The organism is Tahibacter aquaticus (genome assembly GCF_004363655.1).
GTDB lineage: Bacteria > Pseudomonadota > Gammaproteobacteria > Xanthomonadales > Rhodanobacteraceae > Tahibacter > Tahibacter aquaticus.
Genome location: NZ_SNZH01000001.1, coordinates 288415 through 310752, shown reverse-complemented (window position 1 = coordinate 310752; position 22338 = coordinate 288415). Strand labels below are relative to the sequence as shown.

Annotated in this window: 15 protein-coding genes; 7 read left to right on the top strand and 8 right to left on the bottom strand. The window is 65.5% G+C overall.

The features are described from left to right. Window positions 1-16: 16 nt before the first annotated feature. Together DFR29_RS01250 and pbpC are read left to right on the top strand one after the other, a co-directional pair. On the top strand, window positions 17-6028 hold the full coding sequence (locus tag DFR29_RS01250; RefSeq protein WP_133816739.1) for an alpha-2-macroglobulin: 6012 nt from the start codon (window positions 17-19) through the stop codon (window positions 6026-6028). Window positions 6029-6242: 214 nt separating this feature from the next. After that, entirely contained in the window at window positions 6243-8633 is a 2391-nt protein-coding gene (pbpC, locus tag DFR29_RS01245) for a penicillin-binding protein 1C (RefSeq protein WP_133816738.1), read from the top strand. Between the two features lie 45 nt (window positions 8634-8678). On the opposite strand, the gene oxyR is transcribed toward pbpC, so the two are convergent. Next, entirely contained in the window at window positions 8679-9578 is a 900-nt protein-coding gene (gene oxyR, locus DFR29_RS01240; RefSeq protein ID WP_133816737.1) for a DNA-binding transcriptional regulator OxyR, read from the bottom strand. A gap of 177 nt (window positions 9579-9755) precedes the next feature. Here oxyR and DFR29_RS01235 point away from each other — a divergent pair, with 177 nt between their 5' ends. Together DFR29_RS01235 and ahpD are read left to right on the top strand one after the other, a co-directional pair. Next, window positions 9756-10295 carry a peroxiredoxin gene (locus tag DFR29_RS01235; protein WP_133816736.1) on the top strand — a complete coding sequence of 180 codons (540 nt, stop codon included), beginning with the start codon at window positions 9756-9758 and terminating at the stop codon, window positions 10293-10295. Window positions 10296-10473: 178 nt separating this feature from the next. Then, complete coding sequence (gene ahpD, locus DFR29_RS01230) at window positions 10474-11004, top strand: alkylhydroperoxidase, AhpD family (protein WP_133816735.1); 531 nt, start codon at window positions 10474-10476, stop codon at window positions 11002-11004. Window positions 11005-11135: 131 nt separating this feature from the next. Here the strand turns inward: ahpD and DFR29_RS01225 are convergent, their stop codons facing one another. The 5 genes from DFR29_RS01225 to DFR29_RS01205 form a co-directional block, all read right to left on the bottom strand. Beyond that, window positions 11136-11495 (bottom strand): roadblock/LC7 domain-containing protein, encoded by a 360-nt coding sequence (locus tag DFR29_RS01225; RefSeq protein ID WP_133816734.1) that lies wholly within the window; start codon window positions 11493-11495, stop codon window positions 11136-11138. A 58-nt stretch (window positions 11496-11553) separates the two neighbouring features. Then, window positions 11554-12006 (bottom strand): roadblock/LC7 domain-containing protein, encoded by a 453-nt coding sequence (locus DFR29_RS01220; protein WP_133816733.1) that lies wholly within the window; start codon window positions 12004-12006, stop codon window positions 11554-11556. After that, window positions 12003-12602 carry a GTP-binding protein gene (locus DFR29_RS01215; RefSeq protein ID WP_133816732.1) on the bottom strand — a complete coding sequence of 200 codons (600 nt, stop codon included), beginning with the start codon at window positions 12600-12602 and terminating at the stop codon, window positions 12003-12005. The genes DFR29_RS01220 and DFR29_RS01215 overlap by 4 nt, the downstream gene beginning before the upstream one ends. Next, entirely contained in the window at window positions 12599-13564 is a 966-nt protein-coding gene (locus DFR29_RS01210) for a hypothetical protein (RefSeq protein ID WP_133816731.1), read from the bottom strand. The genes DFR29_RS01215 and DFR29_RS01210 overlap by 4 nt, the downstream gene beginning before the upstream one ends. A gap of 582 nt (window positions 13565-14146) precedes the next feature. Then, window positions 14147-14824, bottom strand: coding sequence for a spermidine synthase (locus DFR29_RS01205; RefSeq protein WP_133816730.1), 678 nt, complete (start codon window positions 14822-14824; stop codon window positions 14147-14149). A gap of 129 nt (window positions 14825-14953) precedes the next feature. Here DFR29_RS01205 and DFR29_RS01200 point away from each other — a divergent pair, with 129 nt between their 5' ends. From DFR29_RS01200 to DFR29_RS01190, 3 genes are all read left to right on the top strand, one after another. After that, entirely contained in the window at window positions 14954-15790 is an 837-nt protein-coding gene (locus tag DFR29_RS01200; RefSeq protein ID WP_133816729.1) for a DUF4097 family beta strand repeat-containing protein, read from the top strand. Between the two features lie 94 nt (window positions 15791-15884). Further along, window positions 15885-18569: a M1 family metallopeptidase gene (locus tag DFR29_RS01195; protein ID WP_133816728.1), complete on the top strand. Its 2685-nt coding sequence runs from the start codon at window positions 15885-15887 to the stop codon at window positions 18567-18569. A 52-nt stretch (window positions 18570-18621) separates the two neighbouring features. Then, entirely contained in the window at window positions 18622-19176 is a 555-nt protein-coding gene (locus DFR29_RS01190) for a Pycsar system effector family protein (RefSeq protein WP_133816727.1), read from the top strand. A gap of 66 nt (window positions 19177-19242) precedes the next feature. Here DFR29_RS01190 and DFR29_RS01185 read toward each other — a convergent pair whose 3' ends face one another. Then, window positions 19243-19707 carry a hotdog fold domain-containing protein gene (locus tag DFR29_RS01185; protein WP_133816726.1) on the bottom strand — a complete coding sequence of 155 codons (465 nt, stop codon included), beginning with the start codon at window positions 19705-19707 and terminating at the stop codon, window positions 19243-19245. Between the two features lie 147 nt (window positions 19708-19854). After that, the gene (locus DFR29_RS01180; RefSeq protein ID WP_133816725.1) at window positions 19855-22323 is read right to left on the bottom strand and encodes an acyl-CoA dehydrogenase; all 2469 of its coding nucleotides are present in this window, start codon (window positions 22321-22323) and stop codon (window positions 19855-19857) included. Between the last annotated feature and the right edge of the window lie 15 nt (window positions 22324-22338).

The window sequence follows — 22338 nt, the reverse complement described above, 5'->3', positions numbered from 1 at the left end:
ACCATTGGGGAATCACATGGATTTGCTCCGCGCCTTGGCGCGTCTGCCGCTGCTGCTCGTACTGGGCCTGTGGCGCGCGCTGGCATTTGTGTTGCGCATGCTGGGTTTGCTGCTGGCCGTCCTGGTCGGCAAGGTGTCCTGGCAGGCGCCGGGCTGGATGCTCGCCGGCGAGCGTGCCGGCCTGGCTGGCTGGGGCGCCGTGCGGCGCAACCCGGGGCGTAGCGCGGGTATCGTCGGCACCTTGCTGGTGCTCGGTATCGGCGGCTGGTTCGGCTATACCGCCTGGCGCGACCGGCCGCGGCCGCCGGAGCCGGTGGCAGCAACCCTGCAGGTGAGTCCGCCCGCGCTGACCGACTACGAAGCCGAGCCGGTCACTGTCCACACGCTGGACCTCACCTTCAGCCAGTCGGTCGCACCGATCGACAAGGTCGGCAAGGAGATCAGCAGCGGCATCGCGCTGAAGCCCGCCGTGGCCGGCAGCTGGACCTGGGTCAGCGACCGCGTACTGCGCTTCACGCCCAAGGACGACTGGGCAGTGGGACAGAAATACGCCGGCAGCTTCGACAAGGCGCAGCTGTTCGCGCCGCAGATCGTGGTCAAGGAAGCCGGCTTCGATTTTGCCACGGCGGAATTCAAGGTCAGCCTGGTCAGCAGCGAGTTCTACCAGGATCCGCAGGATGCCGCGCTGAAAAAAGGCATCGCCAATTTCCGCTTCAGCCACCCGGTGGACACGGCGCAATTCGAGAAGCGCATCGCGCTGGCCCTGCTCGATCCGCGCGGCAAGAAGGAAGCGCAGAAGTTCGTCGTCAACTACGACAAGCTCAAGCTCAACGCCTGGGTGCATTCGGCACCGCTGGCCAGCCTGCCCAAGGACAGCACTTCGCTCGACTACCAGATCGACAAGGGCGTGGTCGCGGCGCGCGGCGGCAACGGCAGCGACGAGCCGGTGACGGCCAGCGTGTCGATACCCGGCATGTACAGCCTTAGCCTGGCCAGCCTGGAGCCGACCCTGGTCGACAACAGCCAGTTCGAGCCCGAGCAGGTCTTGCTGCTCAACCTGTCGCATGCAGTCGGCGAAAAGGAAATCGCCGGTGCGGCCAAGGCCTGGCTGATGCCCGTGACCAATCGCAATGCGCCCGAGGGCCAGCGCGAACAGGTGTGGAACTGGGCTGCCGACGGCATCGACGAGCGTGCGCTGAAAGACGCCCAGCCGCTGGCATTGGAGCCGGTCGCGGCCGAGCAGGACTACTCCGAGCTGCAGAGCTTCAAGTTCCGCGCCGATCCGGGCCGCTATCTGTACGTGCGGGTGAACAAGGGTCTGCGTTCGTTCGGCGGCTACCAGCTGCGCGAGAACAGCAACAACGTGGTGCAGGTGCCGGAATATCCGCGCATCCTGCGCTTCATGGCCGACGGCGCGCTGCTGTCGCTGTCGGGCGAGAAGCGCGTCGCCGTGGTCTCGCGCAATGTGCCGGGCATGAAGCTGGAAATCGCCCGCGTGCTGCCCGACCAACTGCAGCACCTGGTCAGCTTCAACCAGGGCAGCTTCGCCGCGCCGGAACTCGGCGCGCTGTCGCGCGACAAGATCACCGAGCGCTTCGAGCAGAAAGTCACCTTCCCCAGCGACGATCCGACCAAAGCGCATTATGAAGGTGTGGATCTTTCCCAATACCTGGCCAGCGGCAAGCGCGGCGTATTCCTGCTCAAGCTGCGCGACTACGATCCGGCCACGGAGGCCGAGGCCAAGAGCGAAGGCGAGGGCGACGATGCGGCGGTCAGCGCACCGGACGACTCGGTCGGCGAATACGCCGAGGAAGGCGGCGAGTACGAAGGCGAGTACGGCGACGGCGAGGAATATTCCGAACTGAGCGACTCGCGCTTCATCGTCGTCACCGACCTGGGCCTGGTGACGAAGAAATCGCTGGACGGCAGCCTCGACGTATTCGTGCAGTCCATCGCCAGCGGCGCGCCGGTGGAAGGCGCGACGGTGGAAATCCTGGGCCAGAACGGCCAGGAACTGGTACGCCAGAGCAGCGACGCGGGGGGCCACGTGCGCTTCGCCTCGGTCGATGCGTTCACGCGGGAAAAGAGCCCGGCCCTGTTCGTGGTGAAGAAAGGCGACGATCTTTCCTTCCTGCCCGTGGGCAAGTACGACCGCCGCCTGGATTTCTCGCGCTTCGATATCGGCGGCATCAAGAACGCGCGCAGTGCCGGCCAGCTCAGCGCTTACCTGTATTCCGACCGCGGTCTGTACCGGCCCGGCGATACCTTCCACATCGGCATGATCGTGCGCGCGGCCGACTGGTCGCGCGACCTCAGCGGCGTGCCGCTGGAAGCGGAAATCCTCGACGCGCGCGGCCTCAGCGTGGAGCGGCGCAAGATCCGCCTGGGCGAAGTCGGTTTCGAGGAGCTGGCCTTCACCACCCAGGAAACCTCGCCGACCGGCAGCTGGACGGTGAACCTGTCCCTGGTCAAGGACGACGAGCAGACCCAGCTGATCGGTTCCACAAGCGTACAGATCAAGGAATTCCTGCCCGACCGCATGAAGGCGACGGCGCACCTGTCGCAGGAAGTGATCGAAGGCTGGATCAAGCCGGACAACCTGTCGGCGCGGGTGAACCTGCAGAACCTGTTCGGCACGCCGGCGCAGAACCGCCGCGTCGAAGCCACGCTGACCCTGTCGCCGGTACTGCCGATGTTCCGCAGCTGGCCCGAGCATGTCTTCCACGATCCGCAGAAAGCCAAGGAAGGCTATAGCGAGCCGCTGGGCGAGCAGACCACCGACACCGAAGGCAATGCGGAATTTCCCCTCGACCTGGCCAAGTACGGCACGGCGACCTATCGCCTGCATTTCCTCGCCAAGGGCTACGAGGCCGAAGGCGGCCGCAGCGTCGCGGCCGAAACAGTCAGCCTGGTGTCGTCGCTGGACTACCTGGTTGGCGTGAAGACCGTCGACAACCTCGACTACGTCACGCGCAATGCCGAGCGCAAGATCAACCTCATCGCCATCGACAACCAGGCCAAGCGCCGTGCCGTCGACGGACTGAAGGCCGTGCTGGTCGAGCGCCGCTACGTGTCGGTGCTGACCAAGCAGGATTCCGGCGTCTACAAATACCAGTCGCGCATGAAGGAAATCGCGGTCAAAGAAGAACCGCTGCAGATTGCCGCCGGTGGCATCGACTATCGCCTGGCCACCGATGCGCCCGGCGACTACGCCCTGCTGATCAAAAACGCCGCGGGCGAAACCCTCAACCAGGTCAGCTATTCCGTGGCCGGCGAAGCCAACCTGGCGCGCTCGCTGGAGCGCAACGCGGAACTGCAATTGAACCTTTCCAAGCGCGACTACGCGCCGGGCGAAGAGATCGAGATTGCCGTGCGGGCGCCGTATGCGGGCTCGGGCCTGATCACCATCGAGCGCGACAAGGTGTATGCGCATGCCTGGTTCAAGGCCGCCACGACCGGCTCGGTGCAGAAGATCCGCGTACCGGCCGATTTCGAAGGCAACGGCTACGTCAACGTGCAGTACGTGCGCGATCCGTCTTCGGCGGAAATCTTCATGAGCCCCCTGAGCTACGGCATCGCGCCGTTCTCGGTCAACCGCGACGCACGGCGCAATGTGCTGGCAGTCAACACGCCGGCGCTGGTCAAGCCGGGCGAGACCCTGAAGATGAAGGTCAGCAGCGGCGGCCATTCTCGCGTGACCGTATTCGCGGTCGACGAAGGCATACTGCAGGTGGCGCGCTACAAGCTCGGCGATCCGCTCGATCACTTTTTCCAGAAGCGCATGCTGGAAGTGTCGACCAGTCAGATCCTCGACCTGATCCTGCCGGAATTCGCCAAGCTGGTCGGCATGGCCGCACCGGGCGGCGACGCCGACGGACTGCTCGGCAAGCATCTCAATCCGTTCAAGAAGAAGCGCAAGCCGCCGGTGGCCTGGTGGTCGGGCATCGTCGACGTCGATGGCGAGAAGGAATTGAGCTGGACCCTGCCGGACGATTTCAACGGCAAGCTGCGCGTGATGGCGGTATCGGTGTCCAGCGACCGCATTGGCCGCTTCGAGGGCTCGACCACGGTGCGCGGCGACTTTGTGCTGTCGCCGAACGTGCCGGCCATGGTCGCGCCGGGTGACGAATTCGAAGTCAGCGTCGGTGTGGCCAACAACCTCACCGGTCTCGGCGGCAAGGAATCGGAGATTGCGGTGAAGCTCAAGCCCTCGGCCCAGGTCGAGGCAGTGGAAGCCGGCACGCAGACGCTGAAGCTCGGCGAGATGCGCGAAGGCGTGGCGCTGTTCCGCCTGCGCGCCAAGGGCGAGCCCGGCGCGGCGACGCTGGAGTTCAGCGCCAGCAGCGGCGATAAGGCGGCGCGGCAGTCGGTCGATCTGTCGGTGCGTCCGGCGGTGCCCTACCGCACCGAGGTGGCGATCGGCAATCTCGGCCGCGGCGATGCCCAGGTCAAACCGCTGCGCAGCATGTACAACGCCTATGCCGAGCGCGAGGCCACTGCCTCGTATGTGCCGCTGGTACTGGGCAAGGGCCTGTCGGCCTACCTGGGCAGCTTTGCGCACAAGTGCACAGAGCAGCTTCTCAGCCAGGCCATACCGGCGCTGGTATTCGACGGCCGGCCGGAGTTCGGCAAGCTGCAGCGCGAGAAGGACGTGCGCAACAGTGCCGATGCTTTCCGCCAATTGCTTGCTGTACTGCGCTCGCGCCAGAACGACAGCGGCGGCTTCGGCCTGTGGACGGCGACGCCGGAATCGGTGCGCTATGTCTCGGTCTACGCCAGCCTGTACCTGCTCGAAGCCAAGGAGCGCCGTCTCGACGTTCCCGCCGACATGCTGAACAAGGCCAACAGCTATCTGCAAAGCCTGGCCAGCGACGAGAGCGACGGCAGCCTGCCGGGCCTGCGCGAGCGTGCGTTCGCCATCTACGTGCTGACGCGCCAGGGTGTGGTCACGACCAATGCACTGGCCTCGGTACGCCAGCGCCTGAAAGACCGCTACGCCGATGTCTGGGAAAAAGACATCGCGGCGGCTTACCTGGCGGCCAGCCTGCAACTGCTGAAGGAAGAGCGCGAAGCCCTGAAGCTGATCGTCGGGCCGGAAAAAGTGTTGGTCCGCACGGCTGAGGAAACCGGCTGGAAATACGAGCGCTACCACGATCCGCTGGTGCGCGACGGCACCACGCTGTATCTGCTCGCGCGGCATTTCCCCGAACGCGCCAAGGCATTGCCGGCGCAGGGCTTGCAGAACATCGTCAAGAGCCTGCAGCTGGGCCGCTTCAATACCTTGTCCGCGGCCACCATCATCCTGGCGCTGGACGCCTATGCCAGCCAGGTCGGCGACATCGCCAAGGGCAAGCTGAGCATCGCCGAGCTGGCCAAGGACGGCGCGGCCAAATCCATCGCGACCAACGACGGCCTGCTCGCCCGGGCCGAGTTCAGCGCCCAGGCGGCAGGCCTGCGCATCGGCAACGAGGCCGACCTGAATGCCTGGTACAGCGTCAACCAGACCGGTTTCGACGCGCAGTTGCCGACAGTGGAGCGCAAGGAAGGCCTGGAAGTCGTGCGCGAATTCACCAACGAAGCGGGCAAGGTGGTGAGCGAAGTCGAGCTGGGCGAGGAAATCCTCGTGCACCTGAAGATCCGCTCCACCCGCGCCGACGGCATCGGCGATACCGCCATCGTCGATCTGCTGCCCGGCGGCTTCGAAGTGGTGCAGGAAATTCCTGCAGCGCCGGCACCGCCCGAGGGCACTGAAGGCGAGGGCGAAAGCGCACCGGCGGCGACCGGCGGCTGGCAGGGCACGGTCGGATTGGCCAGCTCCAGCTGGATGCCCGACTACGCTGACGTACGCGACGACCGCGTCGTGATCTACGGCACGGCGACCACCGATGTGCGCGAGTTCGTCTATCGCATCAAGGCGACCAATGTCGGCAGCTTCGTGGTGCCACCGGCGTACGGCGAATCCATGTACGACCGCACGGTGCAGGCGCAGTCGCTGGGCGGAAAGATCGCGGTGGTGAAACCGAAGTAGATTCTGTTGTTGCGTAGAAAAAGGGTTGGCTCGGCAAACACCATCGCCTCCCAGCCCTTCCCGTGAGGGGAGGGTTTAAAGACCTCGCGAAAACCGCACATGGAACCGGAAAATTCATGGGATCTGGCGAGAACATGCCCTCCCCTTCACGGGGAGGGCTGGGTGGGGATGGTGTCGTCCTGTCCCCCGGCATGAGCTTGTCCAGCGACATGCAATGACCTTCGTTTCCTCGTTGCGCAATTTGTCTGGTTGCCTCTGGCGTTTGCTGGTGCGCTGGCAGAACGTGATCGCCGGGCTGCTGTTGCTCGCCCTGCTGTTGCTCGGCATCCGTCTTTATCCACACCCGCCGCTGTCGGCCCAGGCCAGCTCGTCCACTGCCGTCTACGGACGCAACGGCGAGTTGCTGCGCCTGACCCTGAGCGCGGACGACAAGTACCGCCAGTGGGTGCCGCTGGCGCAGATGCCGCCCACGCTGGTCGATGCGGTACTGCTGCACGAGGACGCCTGGTTCCGCTGGCATCCGGGCTTCAATCCGCTCAGCCTCGTGCGCGGTGCCTGGGTCAGTTACGTACAGGGCGGCAATCGCCAGGGCGGCTCCACCCTGACCATGCAGCTGGCGCGGCTGATGTACCGGCTGAATACGCGCAGCCCGGCTGGCAAGGCCGAACAGGTGCTGCGCGCGGTCTGGCTGGAATTGCGCTATTCCAAAAATGACATTCTGGAAGCGTATCTGAACTTCGCGCCCTACGGCCGCAATGTCGAAGGCGTAGGCGCGGCCAGCCTGGTGTATTTCGGCAAGCAGCCGCAGCAGCTGGCCCTGCCCGAGGCGCTGGCGCTGGCGGTATTACCGCAAGACCCGACCCGGCGTGCCCGTGATGCGGCGGCGGATACGCCCGACGGCCTCAATGCCGGCCTGCGCCAGGCACGCGAACGCCTGTACGCGCGCTGGCGCGAGCGGCATGCGCAGGACGCCGGCAGCGACGCGCTGATGCGCATGCCGCTGAACCTTCGCACGCCGGCGCAGCTGCCGTTCCTGGCGCCGCACGCGGTGGAGCAGGTACTGCGCGAGGCGCATATGGCTGGCGAACACAGGCCGCGGCTGGAGACGACCATAGACCCGGTGCTGCAGCGCACGCTGGAGCGGCAAGTGCGCGAAACCCTGCAGCGCGAACACGCCCGCGGTCTGGACAATGCCGCGGCACTGCTGGTCGATACGCGTGACATGAGCGTGCGCGCCCTGGTGGGTTCGGCCGACTATGCCGATGCGGCGATTGCCGGCCAGGTCAACGGCACGGCCGCCAAGCGTTCGCCCGGTTCGACGCTGAAGCCGTTCATCTACGCGCTGGGCCTGGACCAGGGCGTGCTGCATCCGCGCACGGTGCTGCGCGACGTGCCGTCCTCGTTCGGGCCGTTCACGCCGGAAAACTACGACGGCCGTTTTCTCGGCCCGGTCACCGCCACCGAGGCGCTGATCCGCAGCCGCAATATTCCCGCTGTATGGGTTGCCGCGCAGCTGGCCGAGCCGAACTTGTATACTTTTCTCAAGCGCGCCGGCATCGCGCGCATGGCCAGCGAGCGCCACTATGGCCTGGCCCTGGTGCTCGGCGGTGGCGAGGTGAGCCTGCAGGAACTCGCCACGCTTTACGCCATGCTGAGCAACCGCGGCGAACTCAAGCCCCTGCGCCTGCGCGCGGATGCGCCGCCGGCCGCCGGCGTGCGCCTGCTCAGCGAAGAAGCCAGTTTCATGACTCTCGACATGCTGCGGCAGAACCCGCGCCCGGACGAGGCCACCACGGCGACGCCGGCACGCCTGCCTATCTATTGGAAAACCGGCACTTCCTGGGGGTTTCGCGATGCCTGGACCGCGGGCAGCTTCGGCCCCTACGTGCTCGTGGTGTGGATGGGCAACTTCGACGGCGCCGGCAATCCGGCACTCATCGGCGTGGAAACGGCGGCGCCGCTGTTCTTCCGCATTGCCGATGCAATTTTGGCACAGGACCGGCAGCTGGCCGAGCCGGCCTGGACCATTCCTGCACATCTGCGCAAAGTGGAAGTGTGCCTGGCCAGCGGCGACCTGCCGAATGCCTGGTGTCCGCAGCGCGGCCTGACCTGGTTCATCCCGGGCAAATCGCCGATCCGTGTCAGCAGCGTGCATAGGCCGGTGAACATCGACATCGCCAGCGGCAAGGTAGCCTGCGCGCCGTTCGATGCGGCGGCCACGCGCACGGAGATCTACGAATACTGGCCATCGGACCTGGCCCGGGTGTTCGCCCAGGCCGGCATTCCCCGGCGCAAGCCGCCGGCCGGTGCCGATTGCGGCGGCAGTGGCAGCGGCGATGCGCCACGTATCGGCTCGCCGCTGCGCGGCGCGTCGTATACGCTGCGGGCGCGCGGCGGCCAGGCCGAACGCGTGGCCTTCAGCGCCACGGTCGACGCCAGCGTGCGCGAGCTGTACTGGTTCGTCGACGACGAATACATCGGCGCGGCGGCCAGCGGCGAAACCCTGTTCTGGCAGGCTGCGGTGGCGGGCCAGCATCGTGTGCGCGCGGTCGACGACCATGGCCGCAGCGACACGCGCGAGCTGCGCGTGATCGCGGTCGACTGAGTGCAGCGACCGGCGTTGCCGCGTCCGCCGCGGCAGTTGCGCTGCCTAGGGCAGCAGGTGGCGCGTCAGCAGTTTCAGTTCTTCCGCCAGCGTGGCCAGGAACGCCTTCATGGCCGAGGATTTGCGCCAGATCAGCGCAATGCGCCGGCTCGGCGCCTGGCCGCGGAACGGCAGCAGCTGGATGGCCTCGGACTGCACCACCGGCGGCAGCACGGCCAGCTGCGGTAGCAAGGTGATGCCGACATTGGCCGCGACCATCTGGCGCAGCGTTTCCAGGCTGGTGGCGCGGAAGCCGTCGCGTTCGTTCGCACCCGCCAGCTGGCAGACGTCCAGCGCCTGGTCGCGCAGGCAGTGACCGTCTTCCAGCAGCAGCAGGCTTTCGCTTTCGAGGTCGTCCATGCTCAGCGACTTGCGCTTGGCCAGGCGGTGCTGCTGCGGCACGGCCAGCAGGAAAGGCTCGTCGAACAGCACTTCCGCATGCAGCTGGTCGTCGTGCAGCGGCAAGGCCAGCACGGCGGTGTCCAGGCGGCCTTCGCGCAGGCGCTGCAGCAGGGTCTCGGTCTTTTCCTCGATCAGCAGCAGTTCCAGCCGCGGAAACCGCCGGCGCAGGCCGGCAATCACGTGCGGCAGCAGGTACGGGCCCAGGGTGGGGAAGATGCCCAGGCGCAGCGTGCCCGACTCTGGGTCTTTGGTGCGCCGTGCGATCGCCTTGATCTGGTCGACCTCGTCAAGCACATGCCGGGCGCGCGCCGCAATCTCGCGTCCGACCTCGGTCAGCAGTATCTTGCGCGGCGTGCGTTCGACCAGAGATACATCCAGCTCGTCTTCCAGTTTTTTGATCTGGGTGGACAAGGTGGGCTGGCTGACGAAGCTGGCATCGGCAGCACGGCCGAAATGCTTGTGCTCGGCAAGAGCGACGAGGTAACGCAGGTCTCGCAGGTTCATGGCGATGTCATAGCCCAGGTCTATCGTCGTGATGCTATCAATTGATTGGACCCATGGATACGCGGACCGTAATCTGCGCTCCGTTGCTTCACCGGACTGGCCCGGCAAGACCGGCCCCAGCCCCGCAATTTCCCCTTCTGCACGAAGGGATTCATTTTCAACCCCAAGGAGTGAACCATGCTCAGCGTTGGTGACAAGTTCCCGCAGTTCAACGTCAAGGCCACCGTTTCCACCGATCTCAAGAATGCCTTCGTCGACATCAACAACGACACCTACAAGGGCAAGTGGCTGGTCGTGTTCTTCTATCCGAAGGATTTCACCTTCGTCTGCCCGACCGAGATCACCGGCTTTGCCAAGCACAACCAGGCATTTCTCGACCGCGACGCGCAGCTGCTGACCGGCTCGACCGATTCGGAATTCGTGCATCACGCCTGGCGCACCCATCACAAGGACCTGAACGGCCTGCCGTTCCCGATGCTGGCTGACATCAAGCGCGAGCTGACCTCGGCCCTGGGCATCCTCGACAAGGAAGCGGGCGTTGCCCAGCGTGCGACCTTCATCGTCGATCCGACCGGCATCATCCGCTTCGTCTACGTGACCGACCTGTCGGTCGGCCGCAACCCGGAGGAAGTGCTGCGCGTGCTCGACGCGCTGCAGACCGACGAACTCTGCCCGTGCAACTGGCACCAGGGCGAAGAAGTCATCAAGGTTGCCTGATCGCTGTACTGGTCCCGCGGCGCAGGGCCGCGGGACCACCCGGCCGCCTTTCTGGCCGCGCATTGCGAATAGCCAGCAGGACCGCGCAGATCGCGCCGCCGTCCCGCGCTGTAATCCATTTTTAAAAATTGATACCTGTCCGGCACAAGCGTGGCCGGGCGGAACAAGGAGCGCCTCCATGAGTGTTGCCGAACTGAAATCGCAGATTCCCGACTACGCCAAGGACCTGCGCCTGAACCTCGATTCCGTGCTGAGCGAAGGCGGTGCGCCCGGCCTCAGCCGCAAGCAGATCGCGCTGGTCGCGCTGGCTTCGGCCATCGCCTCGCGGCATGAACCGCTGGTCGCTGCGCTGGCCGCCGAAGGCGCCGAGCATGCCAGCGAGGCCGAACTCAACGGCGCGCGTACCGCCGCCGCGATCATGGCCATGAACAACGTCTACTACCGCTTCACCCACCTGGTCAGCGATACCGAGTACGCCAGCCTGCGTGCCGGCCTGCGCATGAATGCCATGGCCAACCCGGGCTGCGACAAAGTGGATTTCGAGCTGTGCTCGCTCGCCGTATCGGCCATCAATGGCTGCGGCATGTGCATGGACTCGCACGAGAAGACCCTGCGCAAGCACGAACTGACCAGCCAGGCTGTGCAAAGCTCGGTGCGTATCGCCGCAGTGATCCACGCCGTAGCAGTGACGCTGGAACAGCGCGGCTGATCCGATCGTTCATTCCGAGAGACAAAAAACGCGCCCAGGGGCGCGTTTTTTGTGACTGCGGCAAATTGCTGCGGCAACCGTCGGCGCCGCCAGGCATTGCGCGGCCGCTACGGAGGCGCAATGCCGCTGGCTCAGTTGAAATCGAGGCTCTGCTCGAAGCTCTTCAGTTCGTGCCGCGACAACGCCAGGTTGGACTTGACGCGATCGAGCACGACATACAGGAACAGCTTTTCGTTGCGCTCCAGCGGGCGCAGCAGGTGGTATTGCTTGCCCAGTGTGATCAGGATGTCTTCGATGCCGTCGTTGAGCTTCAGCGAACCGGCGACGCGGCGCTTGGCCTTGACCACTTCGGCATTGCCGCTGGCGGCGAGGTCCAGGTCTACGCCGCCGCCGCCGAGCTTGGCCAGGGCCATGCCGGAGTCGGAGTCGACCAGGGCCGCGCCGACAAAGCCGTCGATTTGCGAAAGGGGGGTGAGATCGAGCTTAGCCATGAGGTTTCCTTGTGGATTTCCTGCTGCCCGCAACCGGCGGACGACGGTAGTGTGAGGTTCAGGCGCTGGCGGCTTCGGCACTGCGCGCCTGGTGCTGGTCCAGCCAGTCGTCGACGGCGCGGGCGATGACGTCGGCAGTGCTGCGCGTCTCGTGCAGCAGCATGCCGAGGTTGGTGGTCGGTCGTGCCAATGTGGAAACGACGAACAATTCCTTTCTGCTGGGCACGCGTTGCGTCAGCAGGGTGCCGTTGAGCGCATTGACGACCACGTACTGGGAGCGGTCTATGCGCACTTCGCGGCCTATGGTTTCGCCCAGGGCGACCATGGAACCGATCATCGCGGCGATGCGCTGCGGATCGGCCTCGTTGTCGACCACGTGCGATACCAGGCGTCCGTCTACGGTGGCGATGACGCAGCCGATGGCTGCGGGCACACGCTGGTGCAGGTCGCGCACGGCGGCGTCGATGGCGCCTTTCAGCGCCAGGGGAAGATTGCGGGAAATCTGCGTCATTGCACTCTCGCCTGATCTACGAAGCGCATCCATTCATCGCCTTCGTTGGCGCCCGGGCTGTCGCCCAGATCCAGCGCATTGAGTTGTTCGAACAGCACTTCCAGCACGCCGATGACGTCGTCGCGCTGGCGCACGTCGGCATCGACGACGGGCAGGAACTGGCCGCGCCGCGATACCGCGGCGACGTAGTCGTCGAGGCTGGGATGCGGATGGCTGTCAAGGCGGCCCACGGCGATGACCACGCGGCCGGCGCCGATCTGCGTATCGAACGCGGCGAGAAAGTCGTGCAGGTCGGCGAGCGGGTCGGTGCGCGAGTTGTCCAGCAGCACGACGACGCCGAGCGCACCCTCGGCCAGCAGCGGCCACATGAACTCGAAGCGCTTCTGGCCGGGCGAACCGTACAGGCGCAGCTTGTCGCCGGTGTCCAGCGTCAGTTCGCCGTAGTCCATTGCAACCGTGGTCTCGGCCTTGTTCGACTCGATCAGATCGGTATTGGCGACTTCGGTGCTGATCGGCTCGATTTCGCTGATGGCGCGGATGGCTGTGGTCTTGCCGGCGCCCATGGGGCCGGCAAACAGCAGCTTGATTTCGCTCATGGCCGGTCGACCTGCAGCGAACGGCGGATCGCCGAAATCACCGAGCGCTGCTGGCTGGCCGGAGCGACGCTAAGCGGCACCGCGCTGCCAGACTGCGGCGGCGAGTGCAGCAGCGCCGGGTTGTCGTGGAAAAACTCGCAGACGTAGCAGGCATTGAGAAAACCGTCGACCACGGCGCGCGGCGCCAGCGCCAGGCTCTGCAGGCTGCTGCGGTTGTTGGCGCCGCTGCGCAGTTGGGCGATGAGGTCGGCGAAGCTGCGCGCGCCGCCGGCGGCGAAGTAGGGCCAGCCCTTGAGCTTGAGCGCCGGCATGTGCAGCAGCGGCGGTAGCGCGCCCTGGCGGCCGGCGTGCAGGCCGAATTTCCACAGCATGGGTTTCAGCGGCGCGGCTGCCGGGGCGGACAGGACGGCAACCTGCGCCGTATTCAACGACCAGCCTTCGCGCGCCATGGCGTCGAGCAGCGCGTCGAATTCGGCCGGAGCCTGGCGATCCAGCGCATGCCAGGTGTAACGGATCGGATCGAGCAGGGCGACGACCCGCCCGCCGATGCGCAGCTCCAGCATGCGCGGCTGCGCATCGGCGACGTTGTCGCACCAGCGCCGCAGAAACAGCCAGGCTGCATCGGCGGCGTCGCTGCCCGCTTCGGCGCGCAGCATCTGGCCGATCCGCGTCAGCGCCAGCGCCATTGCGCCGGTACGCCAGGGCCCTTCGATATGCACGACGTCGATACCGCCGTCGCGGCGGCGTACTTCGGCGAGCAGGTTCGGCGAAATGGCCTGGCTGCCGTCGCCCATCAGGCGAACGGTGACGTCGGCGTTGGCGGCGTCGTTGAGATACCAGCGCAGGCCGTGCTCGTGCTGGTCGCGCAGAACGCCTTGCAGCATGCGTTCCACCAGCGATTTGAGATAAGTCGGTAAAGCCACCGCAATCGAGTACGGTGCGAATTCCTGAGTGTTCATCATTGTGAAAGCCACTGTTTGCGACAGCCCCTGTTTGTCGTCCGGGCGCGCACCTACAGCGGATCACCCAGCGGTGCCCGTGCCCGGTCTAGTGGTACAAAACCTGCCTTGCGGAAAAACGCAGAATCGCAGCGGTTTCCGCGGATATACAGCAATCGGCCAAGCCATCGGCTGGCCGATAGGACAGCAATCGACCAAACACTGTGCGGGCCGACCAGAGGGATTGTGTACTGCCCAGTACCGTAACGGCTCACGAAAACATGTAAACAAATGAGAATGTTGTATATCGCCTGTCCATCGGGACAAAGGCGAACGCAGTCGCGCGGCAGATCCCCCCTTGTACTTTGGTCTTATTGCGTAAAACGCGGGCTGCTGAACGCGGTGATCGCTGTATTGAGGGTTTTTCCGGGTGTCGGAAAAATTAAGGGAATTAAAATAAAATAGAAAAATGTAATATTTACATGTAGCGGCGGGCGAGCGTGCCGGGCATCAAGCGTGCTCAGCGTTGGAGCATTGCAGTAATGTTGCAGTATTTGCGGGCATATTTGTCGCATATGGCCGAAGCTACGTGGCTAAACGCCAAATTCAGCGCCGCGTCGCCAGCCAGACCAGGTGCCGCGCGCCCTTGTTGCCATGCGCACGCACGCCGACCTCTTCGACCGCGAAACCGCTGCCACGCAGGCGTTCGCTGAAACGCCGGTCGGGGCCGGCCGACCACACGGCGAGCACACCGCCCGGCCGCAGCGCCGCATGAATATGGCCGAGACCGCTTGAGCTGTAGATCCAGCCGTTGCTCGCATGGGTGAGTCCGTCCGGACCGTTGTCCACGTCGAGCAGGATGGCGTCGTAATGGTTGCGTTCGCTGCGCAACAGCCTGGCCACGTCGGCCTCGCGCACCAGTACGCGCGCGTCGCTGAGCGGGTATCCGGCATGCGCGCCGAGCGGTCCGCGATTCCAGGCCACCACGCCGGGCACCAGTTCGGCCACCACGACTTGTGCGGAAGCGCCAACCTGGCGCAGCGCCGCGGCCAGGGTAAAGCCCAGGCCCAGGCCGCCGACAAGGACGCGGGCATTTGCCTTGGCAGTGGCGTGGCGGCAGCCCAGTTCGGCAAGCTTGTCTTCCGAGCCATGCATGCGCGTTGACATGAGGTCGCCGCTGCCGGCGATCTTGATCGAATAGTGCTCGCCTTCCTGGAACAGACGCAGCTCGCCGCCGCCGGGAATGGCAGCGGTATCGATCAATTGCAGGCGCTTGGTGCTCATGGGCAGGAGTGCAGCGGCGGGCGGGCGGCGATGATACGCGCGGCCGGCTTAAACCTTGTACCGCGGTACTGCATCCGAATGCCCAGTGCGCGTATCTGCATCTCCATCCAGCCCAACCCCGAGGCCGTCATGAAACGAATTATCTTCGCCGCTGCAGTACTGCTCGTGGCCACTGGCGCATCCGCCGACTGCGAATTCACTGCAGCGCGCAACCTGGACATATCCGCCGAAAGCCTGGCCCAGTTCAAGTTGCAGACCCGTGCCGGCGACCTGCGTATCACCGGCGTACCCGGTGCCAAGCAGATCGAATTGCGCGGCAAGGCTTGCGCCAGCAGTGCCGACGCGCTGGCCCAGCTCACCCTGCAGCAGAATCGCGACGGCAGCATGCTGCATGTGGTTACCACTGCGCCGGAGGACAACGGCGGCTTCAAGCTGTTCGGCTCCAACTACGCCTATATCGATCTGGAAGTGCGCATGCCGCAGGCACTGGCGCTGGACCTGGAAGATTCTTCCGGCGATGTAGAAATCGAGAATGCCGGCGCGATGGAAGTGCGCGACAGCTCCGGCGACATCGAGATTCGCGGTGCCCGCGGCGACGTGTTCATCAGCGATTCCTCCGGCGATATCGAAGTCGACCAGTCCGAAGGCAATGTCACCGTGCGTAGCGACAGTTCCGGCGATATCCGCATCGAGGGGGCTCGCCGCGACGTACTGGTGGACGAGGACAGCTCCGGCGACATCCGCATCGACGACGTCAGCGGCAACGCCCGCGTCAACCACGACAGTTCCGGCGATATTCGCTTCCGTCGCATCGGCGGCAATGCGGAAGTCGGTTCGGATTCCAGCGGCAGCATCGTCGCCGACAAGGTCAAGGGCGATTTCAGCGTGCGCGACAAGTCCGGCGGCCGCAGCGGCATCGACTATTCCGACGTCGGCGGCAAGGTCAGCCTGCCCGAGCGCGACTGAGCCCAGCCAGCCCACAGCCCGGCGCGATTGCCACGGGCTGTGGGCGTCACGCAGCGCAGATGCTAGCCTCGCCCGGTTTTCCGGGAGACGGACTATGGGCAGGCTGCGTTATTTGCTTACTGCACTTTTCCTCGTGGCGGGGCTGGCCCAGGCCGAGCCCGCACCGTTGGGGCAATTACCCGACACGGCCCAGCCGCTGCACTACCACCTGCAGCTGCGCGTCGATCCCGCGGCCAAAGGGTTCAGCGGCACGGTCGAGATACGCCTGCGGCTCAACCAGGCGGCCGATCATCTGTGGCTGCACGCGCAATCGCTGCAGGTCGACAAGGTCGGCTTGCGCGATGCGCAGAAACGCAGCCATCCGGTACGTTTTGCGCCCCACGGCGACAGTGGCCTTGCCCGCATCGACTTCGGCAGCACGCTGCCGGCCCAGGAAGTGCTGCTGAGCCTGGAGTACAGGGCCGAGTACAACAGCCAGCTCGAAGGTCTGTACAAGACCGTGCGTGCGGGCAAGCCGTATATCGTCACGCAGATGGAGCCGATCAGCGCGCGGCGCGCGTTTCCGGGCTTCGACGAGCCGCGCTTCAAGACCAGCTTCGATCTGCAGCTGGATGTGCCGGCCGGTGCGCAGGCAGTGACCAATACGGCGCAGACCGAGGAAAAAACGCTGCCCGACGGCTGGCGCCGCCTGCGCTTCCGCACCACGCCGAAACTGCCGACCTATCTGATCGCGCTGGCGGTCGGCCCCTGGGACATCGTCGAGGGCAAGCCGATAGCGCCGACGCGCTGGCGCGAGCAGGCGATACCCTTGCGCGGCATAGCACCGGCTGGCGAAGGCGCCCGGCTCAAGGAGGCGCTGGAGGCAACGCCAGCCATCGTCACGGCACTGGAAGACTACTTCGGCTATCCGTATTCCTTCGGCAAGCTGGACCTGCTCGCCGCGCCGGATTTCAGTGCCGGCGCGATGGAAAACCCCGGCCTGGTGATATTCCGCGAAGCCCTGCTGCTGCTCGATGCGAACACGCCGGCCTACCTGCGCCAGGCCTCGTTCGAGGTGAATGCGCACGAGCTTGCCCACCAGTGGTTCGGCGACACCGTCACCATGCCCTGGTGGAACGACCTGTGGCTCAACGAAGCCTTTGCCAGCTGGATGGAAGGGCGTATCACGGAAAACCTGCGGCCGGCCCAGCGCGCCGACCTGCGGCGCATACAGGGTGCGCAGAAGGCGATGGCCGCCGATAGCCTGGCCAGTGCGCGCCGCGTGCGCCAGCCCATCGGCGACAACGGCGACATCGAAGGCGCTTTCGACAGCCTGACCTATGGCAAGGGCGCGGCGGTACTGGGCATGTTCGAGGCCTGGCTGGGCGAGAACGTGTTTCGCAATGGCATGCGCCAGTACATGAAAAAGCACGCCTTCGCCAGCGCGACCTCGGACGATCTGATCGACGCGCTGGCCGAGGCCGCCGACAAGGACCAGCGTCTGGGCAAGGCCATGCGCAGCTTCCTCGACCAGCCTGGCGTGCCGCTGGTCAGCAGCGAACTGCAGTGCAGCGACGGCAAGGCCACCTTGAAACTGAGCCAGCAGCGCTATTTTCCGGCCGGCTCGCAGGGTGATGCGCAGCAGCGCTGGGGCATTCCGTTCTGTGTGCGCACAAGCAAGGCCGGCGTGGCAGCGACGCAATGCCAACTGGTCGATGCGGCGACGAGCACGCTCGCACTCGATGGCGGCTGTCCCGACTGGTATCTGCCCAATGCGCAGGCCCGCGGCTACTACCGCGTCACGCTGGCGGCGCGAGACATGGCTGCCCTGACCCAGGCCGCCGCGACGCTGGACGATCGCGAACAGCTTGCCTTCGCCGACGCCGTCAAGTCCGGCTTCGAACGCGGCGACGTCGATGCTGCCACCCTGCTGGCGGCGCTGGGCCAGCTGGCGCGCTCGCCGACGCGCGAAGTCGCGCTGGCCCTGCAGGAAGAACTGGTCTGGATACGCCGCAACCTGGCCGGCGCTGCTGCGCGGCGGGCGATCGATGACTATGTAGCCCAGCTGTATCTGCCGCGGCTGGAACAGCTGGGCTATCTGCGCCGTACCGGCGAAAGCGAGGACGATGCGCTGACGCGCGCCGCCCTGGCCGAACTGCTGGGGCGCAAAGTGGACAATGTCAAAGTGCGCGCCGCCTTGCTGGAGCAGGGCAAGGCGGTGCTGGCGGTCGACGGCAACGGCCGCCTGCGCTTCGGCGCGGCCAACTACGACATGCTGGGTACGGTGCTGGCCGTCACGGTGCAGGAGCGCGGCGCCGCGGCGATCGATGCGCTGATCGCCGAGCTGGCCAGGAATAACGACGCCAGCCTGCGTACGACCATGATCATGGCCATGGGCGCGACGACCGATGCGCAGCAGGGCGAGCGCGTACGCGAATTCGCCATCAGCGATGCGGCCAAGATCAGCGAGACAGGGCGCCTGCTCGGCATCCAGCAGTACGAGCCGCGCAATCGTGCGGCGCTGTGGACCTGGTTCCAGCGGCGCTATGCGCAGGTTGTCGCGCACACGCCGGTTTTTCTCCACGGCAATCTGCCCGAGCTGGTCAGCGAGGGCTGGTGCGACGAAGGCCAGGCGAAAAAAGTGGCCGAGTTCTTCGGCCGCGATGCCGCCAAGGTCAGCGGCACAGCGCAGGGCTTGCAGCGTGCGGACGAAGCGATACGGCTGTGCGCGGCGCGCAAGCAGACGCAAGGCACGCAAAGTCTGCAGCGTTGGCTGCAGGCGCGGCCTGCGGCACCATGAAACGCGGCGGATTTGACGGATGATAGAGGCGGCGCAAGCAGGGGAGGGTGCGATGAACGATGCCAGCAGCCGGCGCAGCGCATTTGCGCAGGTGCCCGAGCGCAATACGTCGGACAATATCCTGCGCACGGCGCAGCAGCATCACGTGCAGTTGTCGGCCATGGCCGATACCAAGGCCAATATCATCATCACGGTGTCGTCGATCGTGCTGACCCTGTCGCTGGGCAAGCTCACCGATCCGAGCCTGCGCGTGGCGGTGCTGATCCTGACCGGCTTTACCTTGCTGGCCCTGCTGCTGGCGATCCTGGCCGTGCTGCCGAAGTACCGGCCGCTGCGCCTGCACAGCGAGGAGTTGCCGGCGCATTTCAATCTGCTGTTCTTCGGCCATTTCTCCGAGCTGTCGCGGGAGCGCTTCCTCGACGAGGTGGCGCGCGTGCTCAAGCCCGACGGTGCGATCTACGAAGCCCAGGCCAAGGATCTGTATTCGCTGGGCCTGTACCTGGCGCGGCACAAATACCGCTATCTGCGCCTGAGCTATCTGTTCTTCCTGGCGGGTTTCGTACTTGCCTGCAGCGAGCAGGCCCTGCGCCTGCTGCTGGGCTGGTAGGGCCGCTCGCGCCAGCGAACGGCGCAGCAGCGCAGTGGAAAACAGGAAGCTGCGTACGGTTCGGCGCTATTTGCGCGGCGATACCCACATCACGATGTCGGCGTCGAATACCACGTCGCCGGCGTCGTCACGCACTTCCACGCGGGCGTGCAGGTCTTGCGCCTGGCCAGGGTCGGCGATCAGCGGCACCAGTGCCGTCGCGGTCATGCGGCCGCTGGCTTTTTTCAGATAGCGCACACTCATGCCTTTGGGAATCCAGCGTGTGCTGGCCGGAATCGTCGCATCGGTGGCGAGGCCGCCGGCCATCTCGGCCATGTTGCACAGGGCGATGGCGTGCACCGTGCCAATATGATTCTGCACGCGGCGGCGCTGGCGGATGCGCACGATGCAGCGGCCCGTTTCCAGCAATTCCACGGTCGGTCCGATGCTGCCGAAATACGGTGCGCGCCAGCAGATCAGGCGCGAATAGAACCAGCGTCCTGCCGCTGATGTGCCGAACTTGCGAAACAGGCGCAGCGCTTCGGATGCCACAGCGATCTCCGTAGGCAGAAAGGTTCAAGTAGGGCGCGATGAGCGCAGCGAATTGCGCCGCGTCGTCGTCGTGGCCGAGGCGAAAAACCGCGCCGGCCCCGCGGCAAAGCGCGCCAATCACGGCGCGCTTCGGTTTTTCAGTACCGCTCAGGCCACCGAACGCAGCACGGTCTTGCCATGCTTGACCGCAGCTTCGAGATCGCGCGGATCGAAATCATCCACGCTGATGAATTCGAAGGTAGCCGCGCGCACGCGTTCGAGCAGCTTGCGTTCCTCGGCGGTGATGCCGCCGCCCGCTTCGACTTCGGCCAGCTGGCCGTTGTAGTCGTAGGCCTTGGCACCCAGCGTTTTCACCGCCTTGAGGAACTTGCGCTCCACCGGTTCGGCTGCAATCACATCGCCGAGCAGTGCATTCATGCGGCCGATGGGATTATTCGCATTCGGCGTAAGGTATACATCACCGGCGAGACGATCGCGGGTCTCGTTCGGCGTGCACAGGATGGCGGCGACACGGCGGCCGAGGCGGTCCGACGGCGGCACTTCGCGCCGTCCCAACGGAAACACCAGCGTGCGCAGCAGCCAGGCCACCGGACGTAGCGGGAAATTGCGCAGCACGCCATCCAGCGCCATCTGCATGCGCCAGACGCAGTCGTGGAAAGCCCAGGCCAGCATCGGCTGGTCGGCCACCGGGCGGCCCTGGTCTTCGTAGCGCTTGAGCATGGCCGAGGCGATATACAGGTTGGACAGCACGTCGCCGAGACGCGCCGACAGTTTTTCCTTGAACTTGAGCTTGCCGCCGAGGATCAGCATCGAAGTGTCTGCCAGCAGCGCCAGCGCGGCGGCATAGCGGTTGAGCTTGCGGTAGAAGCGGCGCGTGTATTTGTCGCCCGGCGCAGAGCCGATTCTGGCGTGGGTGAGGCCCAGCACGAAGCTGCGCACGGCGTTGGAGATGGCGAAGCCGATATGGCCGAACAGCGCGCTGTCGAACGCCTTCAGGCGCTCGGAGTAGTCGCTCATCTGCACTGCCTGCATTTCCTTGAGCACGAACGGATGGCAGCGGATGGCACCCTGGCCGAAGATCATCATGCTGCGCGTCAGGATGTTCGCGCCTTCCACCGTGATCGCGATTGGTGCGCCCTGCCAGGCGCGGCCGGCATAGTTGCGCGGGCCGAGGATGACGCCCTTGCCGCCGTGGATGTCCATCACGTCCTGGGCAATCTGCCGGCCCAGTTCGGTCGCATGGTATTTGCCGATGGCGGAAGGTACCGACGGCTTCTCGCCGCGGTCCACCGCTGCGGCGGTGGCGCGCGACAGCGCGCTGATCGCGTAGGTATAGCCGCCGATGCGGGCGAGCGCTTCCTCCACGCCTTCGAAGCGGCCGATGGCCATGCCGAACTGCTTGCGGATGCGGGCGTAGGCGCCGGTGGCAATGGAGCCGATGCGCGCCGCGCCGGTGGCGTTGGACGGCAGCGAAATGGCGCGGCCTACCGACAGGCATTCGACCAGCATGCGCCAGCCCTCGCCTGCCATCTCGGGACCGCCGATCAACTGCGCCAAGGGTACGAATACATCTTTTCCGCGCACCGGACCGTTCTGGAACGGGATGTTCAGCGGCATGTGGCGGCGGCCGATCTCCAGGCCCTTGGTGTCGCGCGGCAGCAGTGCCAGGGTTATGCCCAGGTCGTCGTTGTCGCCGAGCAGCTTGTCCGGGTCGTACATGCGGAAGGCCAGGCCGATCACCGTCGCGATCGGGGCCAGGGTGATGTAGCGCTTGTCGAAGGTCAGCCGCACGCCAAGCACGTTGGCGCCGTTCCACTCGCCCTTGCAGACCACGCCGTAGTCGGGAATCGAGGTCGCATCCGAGCCGGCGTAAGGGCCGGTCAGGGCGAAGCAGGGAATTTCGCGGCCATCGGCCAGGCGCGGCAGGTAGTAGTCCTTCTGTTCCTTGGTGCCGTAGTGCAGCAGCAGTTCGGCCGGGCCAAGCGAGTTGGGCACTGCGACGGTGGAGCCTACCGTGGTCGAAATGCTGGCCAGTTTCTGCAGCACCACCGAATGGGCCAGGGCAGAAAACTGCAGGCCGCCGTACTCGCGCGGGATGATCATGCCGAAGAACTTGTTCTTCTTGAGGAATTCCCACACGGGCGGCGGCAGGTCGGCCAGCTCGTGGGTGATTTCCCAGTCGTTGATCATGCGGCACAGCTCTTCCACCGGGCCGTCGAGGAAGGCGCGCTCATCGGCGGAAAGGGTCGGCACCGGTTCGCGCAGCAGCCGGTTCCAGTTCGGCTTGCCGCTGAACAGCTCGCCCTCGAAACCGACCGTGCCCGCTTCCAGGGCGATCTTCTCCGTTGGCGACAGCTGCGGCGCGATCTTCTGATAGATCTTGAGCAGCGGTGCGGTCAGTTTCCTGCGGCGGAAATCCTTGAGATTCAGCGGCAGGGCCAGCAGGGCGAAGACCAGCAAGGTCAGGCTGGTGGCGAGCCAGTGGGATTCGGCAACCAGGCCACCGGCGACGATGGCGACGGCGGTGACAATGCTCCAGGTTTGCAGGCCAGCCCGGCGGTACGAGCAGATCAGCGAAACCAGGAGCGCGGCCAGCAAGGGAATGGCGTGTTGCATGGAGAACTCCTCGAA